This window comes from Vibrio sp. Isolate23 (assembly GCF_022398095.1).
Classification (GTDB): domain Bacteria; phylum Pseudomonadota; class Gammaproteobacteria; order Enterobacterales; family Vibrionaceae; genus Vibrio; species Vibrio coralliilyticus_A.
Map to the genome: position 1 here is coordinate 1 of NZ_JAKEUV010000012.1, position 20,272 is coordinate 20,272.

The window sequence follows — 20,272 nt, forward strand, 5'->3', positions numbered from 1 at the left end:
TACATAACGTAATGTTTGAATTGACTGTGCTGAATCCGAAGATTCAATGGTCACTTCGTATCATTGAAACCTAATTTGAAGCCGAAGCTTCTAATTGGATTATCATCAACGAGTGCCCACACAGATTGATAGGTTTATATTGTTAAAGAGCTTTCGTTTTAAGTCTTACTCAAAACGGACGGCCATTTTAGCGAGATAAAGCTTAGTGTCAACCACTTTTTTCAAACTTATTTTCAAGCGTTTCCACTTGGCTAATTGACCTTGCTAACTGGGCTTTATGGTTTCGAAACATCAGCTTCGAAGCGTTCCCGTGTCAGCGAGGGGCATTATAGAGATAGAGATTATATTGGCAACTCTTTTTCTCGATTTTTCTGTGTTTTTTTACCTTTCGGTGAAACCTTAACCTCTAATGACCAAATTTCACCTTTATATTCACAAATTACTAAACTTTTGAGCAAATAATGTGACTTTTTCCCAATTGGTGTATTCGACTTCCTTGCTGGTATCCGTCTCTCCTCCAGTCATATTCATAATGAACTTAATCATCATTTTATCGAACCAGTTATAACGAGGGTAATAGAGAGCACCTGCAAACACACCTATTAACTCCGGCTTCCAAGGAGACTTGATCAAAAATTTGCGAATATATGCGCTACCTTCAGGAGTATCTTTCCCTTGGTCTTCTTTTCTCGCGGTCAAATTAACGCAAAAGAAAGCAACCTTACTCGACTCTAACTCTTGCCTATATTGCTCTATAAACTGATAAAGCCGCTTATTTAAATGACCATATCGGATTGATGCGCCAATCAAAACCTTGTCATACAATTCAAAATTAATGTTTTCAGCGCTGTGTAAATCCAGCGTTTCCACATCAAATTGTGAAAGCTCTTGCTCTATGTAACGAAGGATCTTTTTGGTTTGCCCTTCACGGGAAGAATAAAGAAATAGTGCTTTGGTCACAAAAGCTCCTTAACTGCGCCAAAATGTCGGAGTAAGTAGAATCAGTAAAGTGAATATTTCAAGACGCCCAAACAGCATAGAGACAATTAATACCCATTTGGCTTTATCGTTAACATCACCGAAATGCAATGCCACTTCTCCTAAACCTGGGCCAAGGTTATTGAGCGTAGCTGCCACTGCAGAAAAGGCACTTAACTCATCCATACCTGTCGCGATTAGTCCCAGCATGCATACCACAAACACCAAAGCGTAAGCAGAAAAGAACCCCCATACAGCATCGACTACACGTTGAGAGAGTGCAGTTCCACCTACTTTGATCGTGTAAACCGCTCTTGGATGTACCAAACGTTTTAGCTCGCGCGCACCTTGCAAAGTGAGTAATAAAATACGAATAACTTTCATCCCTCCCCCCGTTGAACCGGCACAGCCTCCGATAAAGGAAGAAAATAGCAAAAGTACGGGTAAGAAAAGCGGCCACTCGGAGAACCCTGTGGTCGTAAAACCAGCCGTAGTAGAAATTGAAACGGTCTGAAATAACGCCTGATCAAAAGCATCATAGACAGAGTTATAAGAGTGATGATTAAGCAGAATCAGAAAGCACACTACAAATAACAGTGCCTGAATGAAGATAAAAGCTCGGAACTCTGGATCTTTCCAATAGTATTTAGGATGAACACCACCGGATGCAAACGCAGCAAAGTGCAAAGAATAGTTACACGCAGAAATGAGTAAGAACACCACGGTAATCATGTTAATCGCGTAGCTATCAAAGTAGCCCATGCTGGCGTCATGCGTTGAAAAACCACCAATTGCGATAGTGGAAAAACTATGACCTATCGCGTCAAACGGCGTCATGCCCGCTAACCAGAATGCCAAGGCACACGCAATCGTTAAGCTCAAATAGATGTACCACAGCGCTTTTGCGGTTTCAGCAATCCTAGGCGTCATCTTACTGTCTTTGACTGGACCTGGAATCTCCGCGCGGTACAGCTGCATGCCACCAATGCCTAGTACAGGCAGAATTGCCACAGCAAGTACGATGATCCCCATTCCACCGAACCACTGTAGAAACTGACGATAAAACAATAGTGCCTTGGGAAGCTCATCAAGACCAACAATCACCGTTGCTCCCGTAGTCGTCAGCGCAGAAAAAGATTCAAAAAAAGCGTCTGTCACTGACACATTAGGGTTATCAGAAAGCAAGAAAGGAATCGAACCCGCACTACCAATAACCGTCCAAAACAATACAACAATCAGAAAACCGTCTCTGGCTTTGAGTTCATGTTTATGACGGCGATTTGGCCACCAGCAGATAGCGCCACAGATGAGCAGGACAAAGAAAGTCGTGACAAAAGGCACACCTGCACCGTCACGATAAATCAACGCGACCAGCGCAGGCGCTAGCATTGAGACACTAAAAAGAGCGAGCAATAGCCCGACAATACGAATTATTGAACGAAACTGCATGAACTGATGATTACTGAAGCTGAGCTTCCGACTTCCTGATTATCTTTATTTTCCGTCTAAAGAGGTAACCAAAGCCTTGGCTCCACTTTTGTTGATTATGGTTTGGGTAAAGTCACTTACATAGCGAAGTTCAATTTCCACGACCATCTTTACTTGTTCACTATAGTCAGTCTCCACTTCTTGCGCGCTAAATTGCGGCAGTAAAGCCTGAACAATAGTAATAAAGCCATAGTCTAACTCCACTAATAGCTTTGTGGTTATTTTTTTCTCAATTGTTTGAAGCAACTTGAGTGCCTGCTGAACACCACCACCATATGCTTTGACTAAGCCACCAGTACCAAGTTTTATTCCACCAGAGTATCGAGTCACTACAGCCGAAATCTCACCCACTCCAGAACCTGATAGTTGAGCTAAGATGGGTTTGCCTGCCGTGCCAGAAGGTTCACCATCATCACTAAACCCCCATTTCATTGAATCTTCAGGTCGGCCTGCGATAAACCCCCAGCAGTTGTGTCTGGCACCTGAATGTTGTGCTTTAACCTGCTCAACAAACGCCTTGGCAACTTCGACAGATGGAGTATGCGCTAGCTGGGTAATAAAGACACTTTTCTTAATTTCTTCTTCGAATAGAGCAAGTTGAGCGGGGATAAGATAGGGCAGTTCGTTCATGGCATTACGTCACTTTTCTTTATCTTACCAGTCTACCATGAAACCCAATTAGCGCGCTTAAAAGATCAGCGGCAGCGCACAATGTTAAACACTTGTTTAAAAAATGTATTGAATTTAATTTTAGCTGAGTCCAAACTAAAACCACTGGTCTAACCAGAATAAAAATAAAGCGACATTTCTATATGCCGACCACAAGCCTGAGGTCGGTGTACGCGCAATCCCAAGATTGTATGTCATGGAGATAGATAATGATTTACCAAGCCGAAACCCTACAGGTAAAGGAATTACACGACGGTATCGCTGAGCTCAGTTTCTGCTCACCCAATTCTGTCAACAAGCTCGACCTCGCCACTCTTGAATCACTCGATAAAGCACTCGATGCTCTGAATGCCCATCAAGGCCTCAAGGGTCTGCTGCTGACATCAGATAAAGACGCTTTTATAGTTGGCGCAGATATCACTGAGTTTTTAAGCCTGTTTGCCAAAGAAGAAGCCGAACTCGATAAGTGGCTGCAGTTTGCTAACAGCATCTTCAATAAACTTGAAGACTTGCCTGTCCCTACACTTTCCGTGCTGAAAGGCCATACTCTTGGCGGTGGATGTGAGTGCGTACTTGCTACCGACATGCGCATTGGTGACAAAACCACCAGCATTGGCTTACCAGAAACTAAACTCGGAATCATGCCTGGCTTTGGCGGCTGTGTACGCCTGCCCCGCGTCATTGGTGCTGACAGTGCAATGGAAATCATCACGCAAGGTAAAGCTTGCCGCGCAGATGAAGCACTGAAAATTGGCTTACTTGATGCTGTGGTTGACAGCGAGTCATTGTATGAATCTGCGCTAGCAACGCTTACCCAAGCGATTAATGAGAAGCTTGATTGGCAGCAGCGCCGCAAACAAAAAACCTCTGCACTTACTCTCAGTAAGTTAGAAGCGATGATGAGCTTCACGATGGCGAAGGGCCTAGTGGCACAAAAAGCAGGTCCGCACTACCCTGCACCGATGAAAGCGGTCATCGCCATTGAAGAAGGTTCACGTTTTGCACGTAATGAAGCCCTAGATATTGAGCGTAAGTACTTCATCAAATTAGCTAAGTCCGAAGAGGCGAAAGCACTGGTTGGCCTTTTCCTTAATGACCAGTACATCAAAGGTATTGCCAAGAAAGCAGCGAAAAACGCTAACAAGCAAACTGATCGAGCAGCGGTGCTCGGTGCAGGCATTATGGGTGGCGGTATTGCTTACCAATCAGCCCTAAAAGGCGTGCCGGTTATGATGAAAGACATCGCTCAGGCATCTTTAGATCTCGGTATGACAGAGGCGTCTAAGCTGCTTAATAAGCGCTTGTCACGCGGCCGTATCGATGGATTTAAGATGGCTGGTATCCTAGCGTCGATTACACCCGGTCTACATTATGCTGGGATTGAAAATTCGGATGTGATTGTTGAAGCTGTGGTAGAAAACCCGAAAGTAAAAGCCGCAGTATTAAGTGAAGTAGAACAACAGGTCAGCGAAGATACTGTTATCACTTCCAATACCTCGACAATCCCAATTAACTTACTGGCGAAGTCTCTTAAGCGTCCTGAAAATTTCTGTGGTATGCACTTCTTTAATCCAGTCCACAGAATGCCGCTGGTTGAAATCATTCGCGGTGAAAAGACCTCGGATGAAACCATCAATCGTGTTGTTGCTTACGCCGCGAAGATGGGTAAATCACCAATCGTGGTCAATGACTGCCCAGGCTTCTTCGTTAACCGCGTACTCTTCCCGTACTTTGGCGGTTTCAGCATGCTACTTCGTGATGGCGCGGACTTTACTAAGGTCGACAAAATCATGGAGCGCCAGTTTGGCTGGCCAATGGGCCCTGCTTACTTACTGGACGTAGTGGGTATTGATACCGCACACCACGCACAGGAAGTCATGGCGCAAGGTTTCCCTGAGCGCATGGGTAAGTCAGCTCGCGATTCGATTGATGCTCTGTTCGACGCCAATAAATACGGACAGAAGAATGGCAGCGGTTTCTACAGCTACAGCGTAGATAAGCGCGGTAAACCGAAGAAAGCCTTCACCGACGAAATTCTACCTATCCTGTCGGAAGTCTGTAGCCAAACTCAAGAGTTCGATGACCAAACCATCATTCAACGTATGATGATTCCTATGATCAACGAAGTGGTACTTTGCCTACAAGAAAACATTATTGCCTCTCCACAAGAAGCCGATATGGCATTAGTGTACGGCTTAGGCTTCCCTCCATTCCGCGGCGGGGTGTTCCGTTACTTAGATAGTGTGGGCATCGCTGAATATATCGCGATGGCAGAACAGTACCAAACGCTCGGTGCTATGTATCAGGTTCCACTAATGCTGATTGATATGGCTGCTAAAGGTGAAACCTTCTACGGCACTCAGCAACAAGGTTCTATCTAAGGAGATTCCCACATGGCTTTACAAACAAGAAACGTCGTTATCGTAGATTGTCTACGTACACCTATGGGTCGCTCTAAAGGTGGTGCATTCCGACATACTCGTGCTGAGGACCTATCAGCACACCTAATGAAAGGCATCCTAGCGCGTAACCCTCTGGTTAATCCAAGTGAGATTGAAGATATTTACTGGGGCTGTGTTCAGCAAACCCTAGAGCAAGGCTTCAACGTAGCACGTAATGCAGCCCTACTGGCAGGCCTGCCGATTGAAATTGGCGCGGTGACGGTTAACCGTTTATGTGGTTCCTCGATGCAGGCGCTACATGACGGTACTCGCGCTATCATGACAGGTGACGCTGAGATCTGTCTAATTGGTGGTGTTGAGCACATGGGCCACGTACCGATGAACCATGGGGTAGATTTCCACCCAGGCATGTCTAAACATGTCGCGAAAGCAGCAGGCATGATGGGTCTGACAGCCGAAATGCTGGGTAAACTGCACGGCATCAGCCGTGAGCAGCAAGACGAATTTGCCGCACGCTCTCATGCTCGCGCTCACGCCGCTACATTGGAAGGTCGCTTTAAGAATGAAATCTTACCGACTGAAGGTCATGCGGCGGACGGAACCTTATTCACTCTTGACCATGACGAAGTCATTCGCCCAGAGACTTCAGTAGAAGGCCTGTCTCAGTTACGTCCAGTATTTGACCCTGCGAATGGTACAGTCACAGCAGGTACGTCATCAGCGCTTTCAGACGGCGCGTCTGCGATGCTGATCATGAGTGAAGACAAAGCCAATGAACTCGGACTTACGATTCGTGCCCGTATCAAAGGCATGGCGATTGCGGGTTGCGATCCTTCTATAATGGGCTACGGGCCAGTACCTGCGACGCAAAAAGCACTAAAACGTGCTGGCCTGTCAATTGAAGATATGGATGTGATTGAGCTTAATGAAGCTTTTGCTGCACAATCTCTACCGTGTGCAAAAGACTTAGGCTTGTTGGAAGTGATGGACGAGAAGGTTAACCTGAATGGCGGTGCAATTGCACTAGGCCATCCGCTAGGTTGTTCTGGCTCACGCATCTCAACCACACTGATCAATCTAATGGAATCGAAAGACGCAAAATACGGTCTCGCGACTATGTGTATTGGTTTAGGTCAAGGTATTGCGACGGTATTCGAACGTCCGTAAAGTGCCGATCGTAAGAAAAGCAAAGCGCCAGTTCTTACTGGCGCTTTTTGATCCCCTCACCTTGCTTGCAACCAGTCTTGATATAACTGCTCACTGGATCCTAGGTAGTCGACCATCCATTGGATCATCTTATGATTTTCATCTTTGCGCCACACTAAGCAGCAATGGCTCAAAGGTTTCTCTTCAGGAAGAATCTTTTCCACCAGCAACCCTTCAGCAATCAAAGGGCACGCAATATGCCGAGGCATATAACCCACCCCCACACCGTTTTTTAGGCATTCTATCGCACTGTACCAGTTGGGTAGCAATAATCTGCGCTGCTTGGGATAATGCACTGTGTGTCTCTTGGGTAATAAATTGGAAGTATCATCTAAGCAGATTGCAGGATACTGACTGACATACTCTTCACTTAATGCCTGCTGTTTCACACACGGATGGCTGGGAGACATGACAAACGCCCAATCTAAAATACCCATTTCACGAACTTCAAAATCTCCTCCAACGGGAATCGCTGCTGTCGCACCGATAACGATATCAGCGCGACCTTGTGAAATCGCTTCCCAAGAACCATTAAACACTTCCATATTGATTTGTAATTCAGCGTAAGGAAAAGTCCGATAGAAATCTTCAATGAGAGGTTTGAGCCGCTCAAGCTTCACCACATTATCCAACGTGATCTTGAGTGTTTTCTGCCAACCATGGGCGGCGCGTCTCGTTTGCGCTTTCACTTCTTCCATCTGACGTAACATAGCTCTGGCTTGATCCAAAAACAGTTCTCCAGCCGCTGTCAGTTCTACTTTTCTTGGAAGACGACGAAATAACACCACATCCAGCTCTTGCTCTATTTGACGAATACTATAACTAATCGCAGACGGCACCTTATGCAGCTCTTCCGCTGCCGCAGTGAAACTGCCCAACCGAGCAACAGTGTCCACCAGCTCTAACGATGTTTGCGAAAACACACCCACAACAATACCTTTCAAAAATTTTGATTAATAACTGCAAATTTTAGCGTTTCAATTTCATGAATATGAAAAATAGAATAGCAAAGTTAATAAAAAGGTTGGCGCCAACTTATAACAATCCGTGAATTTTTTTGAATGGAAAGATGATGAAAGTCTCTAAATTACAACTTTTTTATTTAGCCTCGTTATCAATGCTAGGTTTTATTGCCACAGATATGTACTTACCTGCCTTCAAGGTGATGGAAAATGACTTCGCCACAGGTCCAGAACAAATCGCATTATCGTTGACCGTCTTTTTAGTCGGTATGGCAATGGGTCAGCTACTCTGGGGGCTGGCCTCTGATAAATTTGGCCACCGTAATACTCTTGCCGTAGGTTTAGGTTTATTTACTCTGGCATCTTTTGGTCTCGCCTTCAGCGATCAAGTCTGGCAATTACTGACACTTCGCTTCGTTCAGGCCATCGGCGTCTGCGCTCCCGCTGTGATTTGGCAAGCCATGGTTATCAAGCGTTATTCCAGCAGCAGCCAACAAATCTTTGCCACCATCATGCCCTTAGTCGCACTCTCTCCCGCGTTAGCCCCCCAACTGGGTGTTGTACTGGCAGATAACTTTGGTTGGCACAGTATTTTTGTCACTCTGACCTTAATGGGGCTATTTTTGGCAGTGACAACGATGGCACAAAGCCAGGAGAAGGCACCAGCCAAACAAACAAGCATAGGTTCAGACATCAAAGCGCTAGTAGGCTCAAAGACTTATTTGGGCAACGTCATGATGTTTGCTACCGCATCAGCGGCCTTCTTTGCTTACTTAACTGGGATGCCAGAAATCATGGCTCAGCTTGGTTACGAAGCCAAAGATATCGGTCTAAGTTTTATTCCACAGACGATCGCCTTTATGGCTGGTGGTTACCTAGGGAAAAAAGGGGTAACCAAATTTGGTGACGAAAAAGTACTGCGCCAGTTGATTGGTTTATTCAGTGTCGCTTCACTACTGGTGTTTATCGCCTCACAATGGCAGCTAACGTCTATCTGGCCGATTCTTGTACCCTTCTGTTTAATTGCGGTTGCGAACGGTGCGCTTTACCCGATTGTTGTCAACCGCGCATTGGCCAGCGCTAAGCAGAGCCCAGCCACTGCAGCAGGGCTGCAAAACAGTTTGCAGATCTGCATCAGCAGTCTCGCCAGTGCATTAGTCGCGGCGATGGCTAGCCAAGCTCAAGTCGTTACAGGTGTCACTATTCTGATCTGTATGGGTGGGTTGTGGATCGGATTTGTTGTCTCTAATCGTCAATTGTCTGAGCACTTTACGACTCCAGATAATTCACGAGTGGTGAGTGACGAATAAACGATAAAAAGAGCCGCACATTGCGGCTCTTTCTTTCCTATTCAAAGCACTTATATGCTTGTAAGTCCCCATTTTTCAGCGGTTTTCTTAAAGAAGCCCTGAGTTTTTTTCAGCTCCACCCAATGGTTAATGTAATTAATCCATACCTGATCATCCTGAGGCAGCAACATCGCAATCGGTGTCGGTTTACGTGGCTGTTTTACAGGGACAATCGCAAGCTGTTTAAATTTCTCCACCAGTGTTGCGGCTTCAACATTGGAGGTGACTGAAACGTCTGCACGACGAGCCAATAACTCTTGGAAATCGCGAGCGGGCGCTTCAATGACGATGTGCTTCGCGGAAGGGAAAAACTCTTTGACCATCTTTTCTTGGACCGTACCTAACGTTGCGGCCACTTTCACATCCTCTTTATTGAAATCGCTCCAATCCGAGAATTTTTGTAGATCCTTTTTCTGTACGACGGGTACAAACGCCAAGTAGAAATAAGGTTGACTATAACCTGCCACTTTCGCACGGGACATATTCAATGATGCACTGCCCGTAATGTCATACTTGTTTGCTGTAATACCATTGACCAAGGTTTTCCAGTCTGTCGCCACGTATTCTATTTTCACACCTAAGTCTTTAGCCAGTTCAGTGGTAACATCAATGTCAAAACCACGATAGCTGTTCGTTGCTGGGTCTTTCATCGTCATCGGATTCCAGTCCCCAGTCGTCCCTACTCGTAATACTCCGCTGTCGAGAATATCATCAAGTCGGCTAGTGTCAGCCGCCGATTGCCCAATCGATAAAATACACAGTCCGAGTGCGAGGATGAACTTGTTCATTTAATCTTCCTTAAAGCTATTACGCTCTGTGATTGTTCACTGCTAACATAGCAGCAACAAAGCTATTTTTTTAGACAATACAGGATGTAATGTGACCTATCGTTATTTCTGGCTGGCAACACTTCTGCTCCTTACTGGTTGTAGTGACTACCAATGGGGCTGGTATGTGCTCGATCCTGCGACAGAGCAAGGCCAAACCAATCTGAAGTTTCTCAGTGCAGGGTTTTACGACACGATCACGATTTCTTTATTGAGCATGGTTCTCGCCATGTTAATTGGCTTGATGGTTGCTCTGCCCTCATTATCGAGCTCAAAATGGCTAAATGGCTTTAACCGGGTTTATGTTGAAGTGATTCGCTCAATTCCTGTGCTTGTTCTGCTGCTGTGGGTCTACTACGGCCTACCAACACTATTGGACATCTCCCTCGATCACTTCTGGGCTGGGGTGCTCGCTCTAACCATTGCCGAAAGTGCTTTTATGGCGGAAGTGTTCCGTGGCGGTATTCAATCCATTGCCAAAGGACAGCATGAAGCAGCTGAGTCACTTGGCCTGAACTATTGGCAAAAGATGCGCTTAGTGATCCTTCCACAAGCATTTAGGCAAATCCTGCCACCGCTCGGCAACCAATTTGTCTATATCCTAAAAATGAGTTCACTGGTCAGTGTGATTGGCTTGAGTGACTTAACAAGGCGGGCCAATGAGTTGGTAGTTAATGAGTACTTACCACTCGAGATCTATACCTTCTTGGTGCTGGAATATCTGGTATTGATTCTACTGGTATCACAAGCTGTCCGGTGGTTGGAGCAACGAATAGCGATCCCAAGCAACTGAATACAAAAACGCCGCCCTAAGGCGGCGTTCCTTTAATTACTTTGGACTACTTCTTCTTGACGGGACGCTGCCAGCCTGTGATTTTGCGCTCTTTCGCGCGGGTAATCACTAACTCTCCTTCAGCGACATCTTTGGTTAATGTGGTTCCCGCTCCAACCGTCGCACCGTCAGCGATGCTTACTGGCGCCACTAGCTGGCTGTCAGAACCAACAAATACATCATTACCGATAACCGTCTTAAACTTATTTGCGCCATCATAGTTACAGGTGATCGTGCCTGCGCCGATGTTTGTGCGTTGACCAATTTCCGCATCACCTAAATAGGTCAGGTGATTCGCTTTAGAGCCCTCGCCAATACTCGCATTCTTCACTTCAACGAAGTTGCCTACGTGAGAGTCATTACGCATCTCAGCCCCGGGGCGTAAGCGAGTGAACGGGCCAACCGTACAGTCTTCACCCACCGTTGCACCTTCAATCACGCTATAAGGACGAATGACGGAATTATCATCAATTTCACAGTCTTTTAGCACGCTACCTGTGCCAATGATCACGTTATCACCTAAGGTGACTTTGCCTTCAATGATCACGTTGGTATCGATCTCACAATCCATTCCGCATTGCAGTTCACCACGTAGATCAAAACGAGCAGGATCACGTAGCATAACGCCTTGCTCTAACAGCTTTTGTGCTTGCATTGATTGGAAAGCACGCTCTAAGCGAGCGAGTTGAGCACGGTCGTTAACGCCTTCCACTTCAATCGGATTCACTGGATGCACTGCTTCTACGGCACGACCTTCGTCATGAGCCGCAGCAATCACGTCTGTTAAGTAATATTCGCCCTGAGCATTATTGTTATTTAGACCAGATAGCCAGCGTTTCAGATCACCACCAGTTGCAACCATCACACCAGTATTGATCTCTTTAATCAGCTTCTGCTCTTCAGTCGCGTCTTTCTGTTCGACGATAGCTACTACAGGGCCATTCTTACGCACAATGCGTCCATACCCCATCGGGTTATCCAGTACCACGGTCAGTAACGCGATACCACCAGTAGGCTGCGCATCCAATAGGCTTTCGATTGTCTCTTCTGAGATCAGTGGTACATCACCATAGAGTACTAAGATCTTTTCGTCGTCCTCAAATTGACAAGAGGCTTGATCCACAGCATGACCTGTACCTAGTTGATCCGCCTGCAGCACCCAATTGACTGACTCTTCCGCCAACTCTTTCTGCATCTGGTCGCCACCATGGCCGTACACCAAATGAATATTTTGCGCACCTAAACTGGCACATGTATCAATCACATGCTTTGCCATAGGTTTGCCCGCCAAGGTATGCAGTACTTTGGGCTTGTTCGAGTACATGCGAGTCCCTTTACCCGCTGCGAGGATCACCGCGCTAAATTTCATTCAGTAACCTTTAAATGTGCTGTTTTTAAACTGAGGGGTATTCTAGACACTAATCAAGAATTAGTTAATTGATCTGGAAAAATTTCTGTTAAAAATTAAGCAAAAAGGCGGTCATATGACCGCCTTTATCATTTTTAAAACACCGTAATAAAATTAGCGGCGTTTTTTTGTCAGCTCGATAACACGTAGCTGAGCAATGGCTTTCGCCAGCTCACTGGCCGCTTGAGCGAAGTCCATATCGCCGTGCTGATTCTGGATACTCTCCTCAGCGCGACGCTTGGCTTCTTCTGCCTTCGCTGCGTCTAGCTCTTCACCACGGATAGCGGTATCAGCCAGTACAGTCGCTGTACCTGGCTGAACTTCCACCATACCACCAGAAACATAAATGATTTCTTCGTGGCCGTGCTGTTTCACAATACGCACCATACCAGGCTTGATAGCGGTCAGTAACGGAGTGTGGCCGTGGAAAATACCCAGCTCACCTTCGCTACCGGTCACCTGAAACGTTTCAACGCGACCAGAGAAGATTTTCTTCTCAGCGCTTACTACGTCTAGGTGAAAGGTTATTGGTGCCATATCGCCTCCTAGTTAGCCTTATAGCTTCTTCGCATTCTCGATAGCATCGTCAATTGCACCACAGTACATGAACGCTTGCTCTGGAATGTCGTCGTAATCACCAGCTAGTAGACCTTTGAAGCCACGTAGAGTCTCTTTAAGAGGTACGTAGATACCTGGGTCACCAGTGAATACTTCCGCTACGTGGTAAGGCTGAGTTAGGAAACGCTCAATCTTACGTGCACGAGATACAACTTGCTTATCTTCTTCAGATAGCTCGTCCATACCTAGGATCGCGATGATGTCTTTCAGCTCTTTGTAGCGCTGAAGTGTCTGCTGAACGTTACGAGCGATGTCGTAATGCTCTTGACCTACAACTAGAGGGTCAAGCTGACGAGACGTTGAATCTAGTGGGTCGATCGCTGGGTATAGACCCATAGCTGCGATGTTACGGTTAAGTACAACCGTTGCATCCAAGTGCGCGAACGTTGTTGCAGGAGACGGGTCAGTCAAGTCATCCGCTGGTACGTATACCGCCTGTACAGACGTGATAGAACCTTGCTTAGTTGACGTGATACGCTCCTGAAGTACACCCATTTCCTCTGCTAGAGTAGGCTGGTAACCTACCGCAGATGGCATACGACCTAGAAGTGCTGATACTTCTGTACCCGCTAGCGTATAACGGTAGATGTTATCAACGAACAGTAGAACGTCACGACCTTCGTCACGGAAACGCTCAGCCATTGTTAGACCAGTCAGTGCAACACGTAGACGGTTACCTGGTGGCTCGTTCATCTGACCGTAAACCATCGCTACTTTTGATTCTTCAGGCTTCTCAACGTTTACAACGCCCGCTTCCTGCATTTCAAAGTAGAAATCGTTACCTTCACGAGTACGCTCACCAACACCTGCAAATACAGATAGACCAGAGTGTTGTAGTGCGATGTTGTTGATAAGTTCCATCATGTTAACGGTCTTACCTACACCTGCACCACCGAATAGACCGATTTTACCACCCTTAGCGAATGGACAAACTAGGTCGATTACTTTCACGCCAGTTTCTAGTAGAGCTGTTTCATTTGATTGCTCTTCGTAGCTTGGTGCTTCACGGTGAATAGAGTAAGTCTCTTCTGCACCGATCTCACCACACTCGTCAATCGCGTCACCTAGAACGTTCATGATACGACCTAGGGTCTTAGTACCTACTGGTACTGAAATTGGAGCGCCAGTGTTAACCACTTCAACTCCACGACGTAAACCATCAGAGCTACCCATTACGATACAACGAACTACGCCACCGCCTAGCTGTTGTTGAACTTCAAGAACTAGACGCTCTTTTGAGTCCGTTACGTTTAGAGCGTCATATACACTAGGTACTTCGCTCTGTGGGAACTCTACGTCGACTACCGCACCGATGATCTGTACGATCTTACCTGTAGCCATCGTTAATCCTCTAAACTATTTCGTTTTACCTAAGCTTAAACCGCTGCAGCACCTGAAACGATTTCAGACAGTTCTTGTGTAATCGCAGCCTGACGGGCTTTGTTGTACACAAGTTCTAAGTCTTCAATCAGGTTGCTGGCGTTGTCTGTTGCAGCTTTCATCGCAATCATTCGAGCCGCTTGCTCACAAGCAAGGTTCTCAACCACACCTTGGTATACCTGAGACTCTACGTAACGCACTAACAGTGCATCCAGCAGAGGTTGTGGCTCAGGTTCATAGATGTAGTCCCATGAGTGCTCACGCTGCATTTCTTCGCTATCTGATTTAGGCAAAGGTAGCAATTGATCGATCGTTGGTTCTTGAACCATGGTGTTCACAAATTTGTTGAACACTACATACAGACGGTCCAGTTCACCTTCATCGTATTTCTTCAGCATTACGCTTACAGAACCGATTAGGTCTTCTAAGCTTGGGCTGTCGCCCAGACCAGAAACCTGCGCAGCGACTTTAGCGCCACTGTTGTTGAAAAACGCCGTAGCTTTTGAACCGACAACCGCCAGTTCAACCTCAGCACCTTTCTCTTTCCAAGCTTGCATGTCTGTTACAGCTTTCTTGAACACGTTAATGTTCAAGCCGCCACACAAGCCGCGGTCTGTAGAAACGATGATGTAACCAACTCGCTTCGCTTCACGCTCTTCTAGGTACGGATGACGGTACTCTAGATTTGCGTTTGCCACGTGACCGATCACTTTACGCATTGTTTCAGCGTATGGACGAGAAGCTTCCATTGCATCTTGAGAACGACGCATTTTTGAAGCTGCTACCATTTCCATCGCTTTCGTAATTTTCTGCGTGCTTTTAACACTACCGATTTTATTACGTATCTCTTTTGCGCCGGCCATCGTTACTCTCCATTAGTTGGTGGCAGAGACTGCCACCGACCTATTACCAAGTTTGGGTTGCCACGAAGTCGTCAGTCAGCTTCTTAAGCTGCGCTTCAACTTCATTGTTGTATGCACCCGTCTTGTCGATCTCAGCTGCGAAATCAGCGTATTGACCGCGAGCGTACGATAGTAGAGCCGCTTCAAAATCTAGCAGTTTGCTTAGTTCAACATCTGCTAAATAGCCACGCTCTGCCGCGAAGATTACTAGCGCTTGGTCAAATACAGACATAGGAGCGTACTGCTTCTGCTTCATTAGTTCTGTAACTTTTTGACCGTGGTCTAACTGTTTCTTCGTTGCTTCATCAAGATCAGAAGAGAACTGTGCGAATGCTGCAAGTTCACGGTACTGAGCTAGTGCTGTACGGATACCGCCAGATAGCTTCTTGATGATTTTCGTCTGCGCTGAACCACCTACACGAGATACTGAGATACCTGGGTCAACAGCCGGACGTACGCCCGCGTTGAATAGCTCAGTCTGTAGGAAGATCTGACCATCGGTAATCGAGATTACGTTAGTCGGTACGAATGCTGAAACGTCACCAGCTTGAGTTTCGATGATAGGAAGAGCAGTCAAAGAACCAGTCTTACCTTTCACTTCACCGTTAGTGAACTTTTCTACGTATTCTGCGCTTACACGAGCAGCACGCTCTAGTAGACGAGAGTGAAGGTAGAAAACATCACCAGGGAAAGCTTCACGACCCGGTGGACGTTTTAGTAGTAGAGAGATCTGACGGTAAGCGACAGCTTGCTTAGATAGATCATCATAAACAATCAGTGCGTCTTCGCCGCGATCACGGAAGTATTCACCCATCGCACAACCTGCGTATGGCGCTAGGTATTGTAGCGCTGCAGATTCAGAAGCAGATGCAACAACAACGATAGTGTTCGCTAGCGCGCCGTGCTCTTCTAGTTTGCGAACTACGTTAGCGATAGTCGATGCTTTCTGACCGATTGCTACGTAGATTGAGAAAATACCAGAGTCTTTCTGATTGATGATTGCATCGATCGCCATTGCTGTTTTACCAGTCTGACGGTCACCAATCACAAGCTCACGCTGACCACGACCGATTGGGATCATTGAGTCAACAGATTTGTAACCAGTTTGCACAGGCTGATCAACCGATTGACGGTCGATTACACCTGGTGCAATCACTTCTACAGGTGAAGACAGTTTCGCTTCGATTGGACCTTTACCATCGATAGGCTCACCTAGCGTGTTTACTACGCGACCTAGTAGTTCTGGACCAACTGGTACTTCAAGAATACGACCAGTACCTGTAACTTTCATGCCTTCCTTAAGGTCAGCATATGGGCCCATTACAACTGCACCAACCGAGTCACGCTCAAGGTTAAGTGCCAATGCATAACGGCCACCCGGTAATTCAATCATTTCACCTTGCATCACGTCCGCTAGGCCGTGAATGCGGATGATACCATCGCTTACCGAAACGATAGTACCTTCATTGCGAGCTTCACTAACAACGTCGAAAGATTCGATACGCTGTTTGATTAGATCGCTGATTTCCGTGGAATTAAGTTGCATGCTCCAATCCCCATTAAGACTGCAATGCATCGCTCAGGCGGTTCAAACGTCCACGCGCTGAGTCATCGATGACTAAGTCTCCGGCTCGAATAATCACCCCACCAAGTAGGGCCTCATCTACACTGCAATTCAGCTTAACTTTGCGTTCAAGACGCTGCTCAAGTTTGCTGCTGATACCTGCAAGCTGCTCATCAGAAAGGTCAGTGGCGGAAATAACTTCCACATCCACTTCTTTCTCATGCTCTTTTTTCAGAGCAAAGAACTGTTCACAAACATCAGGAAGGGCCGCTAATCGACCATTCTCCGCCATTACCTTCAGAAGGTTTTGGCCATGAGCATCAACTTGTTCGCCGCAAACTGCTACAAATACTTCTGCGAGTTTGTCCGCAGAAACTGACCCCGTTAAGAGTTCGTGCATTTGTTCGTTTTTAGCGACTTCAGCAGCAAAAGAAAGCATTTGACCCCATTGGTCCAACGCGCCTTTTTCTACTGCAAAGTCGAAGGCTGCTTTAGCATAGGGGCGTGCGATAGTAGTCAAATCAGACATAGGCGCCCCCAGACTTAAAGTTTTGCAGTAATGTTGTCGAGAATATCTTTGTGCGCATCTTTATCGATGGAACGCTCAATGATCTTCTCAGCACCAGCTACAGCCAGAGTTGCAACTTGTTTGCGCAGCTCATCGCGTGCACGGTTGCGTTCAGCTTCAAGTTCTGCTTCTGCTTGCGATAGGATTTTCTGACGTTCAGTCTGAGCTTCCTCGCGAGCTTCATCTAGAATTTGAGCTTTGCGCTTATTCGCTTGCTCGATGATCTCAGTTGCTGTGCGCTTCGCTTCTTTCAACTGATCAGAAGCGTTGGCTTGTGCTAGATCCAAGTCTTTCGCAGCACGTTCAGCTGCCTGCAGACCGTCAGCAATTTTCTTCTGACGCTCTTCGATCGCTTGCATCAACGGTGGCCATACATACTTCATGCAGAACCACACAAACAGTGCAAACGAGATTGCTTGACCTAGCAGAGTTGCGTTTATATTCACAACAGCTACCCCTTCTATTCGGACTTAGTGTTAATCAATAACAAGCTAATGCTTGTCGAAAGTTAAAAGCGATTAACCTAGTTGACCAACGAATGGGTTTGCGAAAGTGAATAGAAGTGCGATAACGATACCGATCATTGGAACCGCATCAAGTAGACCCGCGATTATGAACATCTTAACTTGTAGCATAGGAGCCATTTCTGGTTGACGTGCTGCACCTTCAAGGAATTTACCACCTAGAAGTGCGAAACCAATCGCTGTACCAAGAGAAGCAAGACCGACGATAAGACCTACGGCGATTGCAGAAAAGCTCAGTAAAGTTTCCATTACTATCTCCAATTTATAGTTGTTGGCTAGTTGCCCAAATAAAAAGCTTTAAAAAAATTAATGATCACTGTCTTCGTGTGCCATTGACAGGTAAACAATTGTCAACATCATAAACACGAAGGCTTGAATCGTGATAACCAAGACATGGAAGATTGCCCACGGTAGTGAACCCATCCATTGCAAGTACCATGGTAGCATTGCCGCACAAAGAATGAATACAACCTCACCCGCGAACATGTTACCGAATAGACGCATACCAAGAGACAGAGGTTTCGCCAGTAGCGAGACCACTTCAATCAGTAGGTTAAACGGGATCATCAGTGGGTGATTGAATGGATGTAGTGCTAATTCTTTAGCGAATCCACCTAGACCTTTCACTTTGATGCTGTAGTAAATCATCAGAGCGAATACGCCTAGAGCCATAGCCATGGTGATATTCACATCAGCAGACGGTACAACCTTAAGATAAGGGATACCAAGCCAATGCTCTGCTGGGTAAGGTAAGAAGTCGATAGGCACTAAGTCCATCAAGTTCATTAAGAATACCCAACAAAAGATAGTCAGTGCTAAAGGTGCGATCAGTGGGTTGCGTCCATGGAACGTGTCTTTGACGTTTTCCGCGACAAATTCAACGATCATTTCTACAGCACACTGAAGCTTACCTGGTACACCCGCTGTTGTTCTCTTTGCTACCTTGTAAAAAATTCCGAGGAAAATTAAACCAGTAAACCAAGAAAAAAACAGGCTATCGATATGTACGTTCCAGAAACTTGCCTCCTCCGCTACAAGACCTAACTTATAAGTAGAAAGGTTTGTAAGGTGGTGGGAAATGTATCCGGACGCAGTTAGCGCTTCACCTGGCGCAGCCATAACTCATCCTATTTTTTGTTGTTAATGAATAGCACTGGCGCACAGATATTAATACCTAGAGCCAGCAAATAGGTTAGCTTAAGGGGAACAAGTTCCACCTGTATATACATGTAGGCAACGGAGAAAAGCGCTACCGTGATAAGGATTTTCAGTGCTTCACCGGCATAGAAAGAATTCGCGATCCGCTTTGCGGCGCGAGCTCCACCATACATGAAAGCAAACAATGCGAACACCGCATTCGCAACAACAAAAATGCCGCCGCCAATCAGTGCTGAAAGCCCCCATTCAGCATTCACAGCCACTGCCATTCCTGCCGCCATTAATGTAACCGCGCCGAACTGGATCATTAACAATCGCTTTGCAAGCTCTCGTCCTGGTCTAGCTAACGCAGCTACCATGTATTCGTACCTCGAGTAAAATCCACAGCGTTACTACCTCGGTGCTGGGAAATTGGCGAAAATTATACGGTGAGTCCTATTGAATGCAATTAAAACACCGCAAAAAGTTACAATTTTGTTTACAAACCGACAACTTCCGCACAAAAATTCGTTTTTTTACATAATTGACGGAGATCAATTATCTCATTTAGCTTTCGAGCTTGGCAATCAGTTGCTCTAATTTGTGAGGCTCATCAAGACTAATCGTCACTTTAGAAGCGCCATTCTTAGCTCGTACGATTGCCACTTTAGCACTGAGCATTTCACTCAATTTTTGTGACATTTGTTGTGCCTCCGTGTCTTGGGACTCATTTTTCTCTTCAGATTGTGGCTGGAGACACTTTTTCACTAGCTGCTCTGTCTGACGAACCGTCATACGCTTCTTCGCAACCAGCTCAGCCACTTCGACTTGTTGCTCACCTTCAAGCGCTAATAGTGCACGAGCATGCCCCATCTCAAGCATTTTTTCAGAAAGCAGATACTTTACATCCATTTCAAGCTGATTGAGTCGCAGTAAGTTACTCACGGTAGCGCGCGACTTACCAATCACCTCAGCCACCTGTTGGTGAGTCAGAGAAAATTCCTCTTGAAGACGATCCAAAGCAACCGCTTCTTCGATCACATTCAGGTCTTCACGCTGAATATTTTCGATCAAAGCCATGGCAATCGCAGCACGATCCTCAACATTCTTGATCACGCAAGGTACCTGCTTCAGGCCCGCTTTACGAGCCGCACGCCAGCGGCGCTCACCAGCGATGATTTCAAACTTATCGTTTTCAACCTGGCGAACCACGATCGGCTGAATGATGCCCTGAGACTCGATTGACGCCGCTAGCTCTTCAAGCGCTTCGGGCTCCATGTCTTTACGTGGCTGATAAACACCAGGTTTAAGACTGTTAATGCTTAAATCGGCCAGCTCCCCATCAGAAGAAAGCTCTTGGCTGTGTAATGCACTTTGCTGTTTTTCACGTGCAAGCGAGCTCGTCGAGAGCAGAGCATCAAGCCCTTTACCTAAACCGCGTTTAGACATGAGACAAAA

General features: G+C 46.3%; 20 protein-coding genes. 4 read left to right on the top strand and 16 right to left on the bottom strand.

Annotated elements, in window-relative coordinates; translation table 11 throughout:
• Window positions 1–432 precede the first annotated feature (432 nt).
• From hemG to L1D31_RS20050, 3 genes are read right to left on the bottom strand one after another with little or no spacing between them, the layout of a single operon-like run.
• Window positions 433–960, bottom strand: coding sequence for a menaquinone-dependent protoporphyrinogen IX dehydrogenase (gene hemG, locus L1D31_RS20040; RefSeq protein ID WP_239838778.1), 528 nt, complete (start codon window positions 958–960; stop codon window positions 433–435).
• A 9-nt stretch (window positions 961–969) separates the two neighbouring features.
• Window positions 970–2,427 (bottom strand): TrkH family potassium uptake protein, encoded by a 1,458-nt coding sequence (locus L1D31_RS20045; RefSeq protein ID WP_239838779.1) that lies wholly within the window; start codon window positions 2,425–2,427, stop codon window positions 970–972.
• Window positions 2,428–2,472: 45 nt separating this feature from the next.
• Window positions 2,473–3,096 (bottom strand): YigZ family protein, encoded by a 624-nt coding sequence (locus tag L1D31_RS20050; protein WP_239838780.1) that lies wholly within the window; start codon window positions 3,094–3,096, stop codon window positions 2,473–2,475.
• 248 nt (window positions 3,097–3,344) lie between these two features.
• Here L1D31_RS20050 and fadB point away from each other — a divergent pair, with 248 nt between their 5' ends.
• Both fadB and fadA read left to right on the top strand, forming a co-directional pair.
• Window positions 3,345–5,516 (top strand): fatty acid oxidation complex subunit alpha FadB, encoded by a 2,172-nt coding sequence (fadB, locus tag L1D31_RS20055; RefSeq protein WP_239838781.1) that lies wholly within the window; start codon window positions 3,345–3,347, stop codon window positions 5,514–5,516.
• Window positions 5,517–5,528: 12 nt separating this feature from the next.
• Complete coding sequence (gene fadA, locus L1D31_RS20060; RefSeq protein WP_239838782.1) at window positions 5,529–6,704, top strand: acetyl-CoA C-acyltransferase FadA; 1,176 nt, start codon at window positions 5,529–5,531, stop codon at window positions 6,702–6,704.
• Window positions 6,705–6,760: 56 nt separating this feature from the next.
• Here fadA and punR read toward each other — a convergent pair whose 3' ends face one another.
• On the bottom strand, window positions 6,761–7,666 hold the full coding sequence (gene punR, locus L1D31_RS20065; protein ID WP_239838846.1) for a DNA-binding transcriptional activator PunR: 906 nt from the start codon (window positions 7,664–7,666) through the stop codon (window positions 6,761–6,763).
• 149 nt (window positions 7,667–7,815) lie between these two features.
• On the opposite strand from punR, the gene punC reads away from it, so the two are divergent.
• A complete protein-coding gene (punC, locus tag L1D31_RS20070) occupies window positions 7,816–9,015 on the top strand; it encodes a purine nucleoside transporter PunC (protein WP_239838783.1) in 1,200 nt (399 codons plus the stop codon).
• A gap of 50 nt (window positions 9,016–9,065) precedes the next feature.
• Here punC and L1D31_RS20075 read toward each other — a convergent pair whose 3' ends face one another.
• A complete protein-coding gene (locus tag L1D31_RS20075) occupies window positions 9,066–9,842 on the bottom strand; it encodes a transporter substrate-binding domain-containing protein (protein ID WP_239838784.1) in 777 nt (258 codons plus the stop codon).
• Window positions 9,843–9,933: 91 nt separating this feature from the next.
• Between L1D31_RS20075 and L1D31_RS20080 the strand changes: the two genes are divergently transcribed.
• Window positions 9,934–10,674, top strand: coding sequence for an amino acid ABC transporter permease (locus L1D31_RS20080; protein ID WP_239838785.1), 741 nt, complete (start codon window positions 9,934–9,936; stop codon window positions 10,672–10,674).
• Window positions 10,675–10,720: 46 nt separating this feature from the next.
• Here the strand turns inward: L1D31_RS20080 and glmU are convergent, their stop codons facing one another.
• From glmU to L1D31_RS20135, 11 genes are all read right to left on the bottom strand, one after another.
• Complete coding sequence (glmU, locus tag L1D31_RS20085) at window positions 10,721–12,082, bottom strand: bifunctional UDP-N-acetylglucosamine diphosphorylase/glucosamine-1-phosphate N-acetyltransferase GlmU (protein ID WP_239838786.1); 1,362 nt, start codon at window positions 12,080–12,082, stop codon at window positions 10,721–10,723.
• A 153-nt stretch (window positions 12,083–12,235) separates the two neighbouring features.
• On the bottom strand, window positions 12,236–12,658 hold the full coding sequence (locus L1D31_RS20090; RefSeq protein ID WP_006957442.1) for a F0F1 ATP synthase subunit epsilon: 423 nt from the start codon (window positions 12,656–12,658) through the stop codon (window positions 12,236–12,238).
• An 18-nt stretch (window positions 12,659–12,676) separates the two neighbouring features.
• A complete protein-coding gene (gene atpD / locus L1D31_RS20095; protein WP_006957443.1) occupies window positions 12,677–14,080 on the bottom strand; it encodes a F0F1 ATP synthase subunit beta in 1,404 nt (467 codons plus the stop codon).
• Between the two features lie 35 nt (window positions 14,081–14,115).
• Entirely contained in the window at window positions 14,116–14,982 is an 867-nt protein-coding gene (gene atpG, locus L1D31_RS20100; protein WP_239838787.1) for a F0F1 ATP synthase subunit gamma, read from the bottom strand.
• A gap of 43 nt (window positions 14,983–15,025) precedes the next feature.
• Complete coding sequence (atpA, locus tag L1D31_RS20105; RefSeq protein ID WP_239838788.1) at window positions 15,026–16,567, bottom strand: F0F1 ATP synthase subunit alpha; 1,542 nt, start codon at window positions 16,565–16,567, stop codon at window positions 15,026–15,028.
• 13 nt (window positions 16,568–16,580) lie between these two features.
• Window positions 16,581–17,114 carry a F0F1 ATP synthase subunit delta gene (atpH, locus tag L1D31_RS20110; RefSeq protein ID WP_239838789.1) on the bottom strand — a complete coding sequence of 178 codons (534 nt, stop codon included), beginning with the start codon at window positions 17,112–17,114 and terminating at the stop codon, window positions 16,581–16,583.
• Window positions 17,115–17,128: 14 nt separating this feature from the next.
• Window positions 17,129–17,599: a F0F1 ATP synthase subunit B gene (atpF, locus tag L1D31_RS20115; RefSeq protein ID WP_239838790.1), complete on the bottom strand. Its 471-nt coding sequence runs from the start codon at window positions 17,597–17,599 to the stop codon at window positions 17,129–17,131.
• A 72-nt stretch (window positions 17,600–17,671) separates the two neighbouring features.
• Window positions 17,672–17,926 (bottom strand): F0F1 ATP synthase subunit C, encoded by a 255-nt coding sequence (gene atpE, locus L1D31_RS20120; protein ID WP_006957448.1) that lies wholly within the window; start codon window positions 17,924–17,926, stop codon window positions 17,672–17,674.
• Window positions 17,927–17,983: 57 nt separating this feature from the next.
• Window positions 17,984–18,796, bottom strand: a complete 813-nt coding sequence (atpB, locus tag L1D31_RS20125; RefSeq protein WP_006957449.1) for a F0F1 ATP synthase subunit A — start codon at window positions 18,794–18,796, stop codon at window positions 17,984–17,986.
• A gap of 8 nt (window positions 18,797–18,804) precedes the next feature.
• Window positions 18,805–19,194 (bottom strand): F0F1 ATP synthase subunit I, encoded by a 390-nt coding sequence (locus L1D31_RS20130; RefSeq protein WP_006957450.1) that lies wholly within the window; start codon window positions 19,192–19,194, stop codon window positions 18,805–18,807.
• Between the two features lie 187 nt (window positions 19,195–19,381).
• Entirely contained in the window at window positions 19,382–20,263 is an 882-nt protein-coding gene (locus L1D31_RS20135) for a ParB/RepB/Spo0J family partition protein (RefSeq protein WP_239838791.1), read from the bottom strand.
• Between the last annotated feature and the right edge of the window lie 9 nt (window positions 20,264–20,272).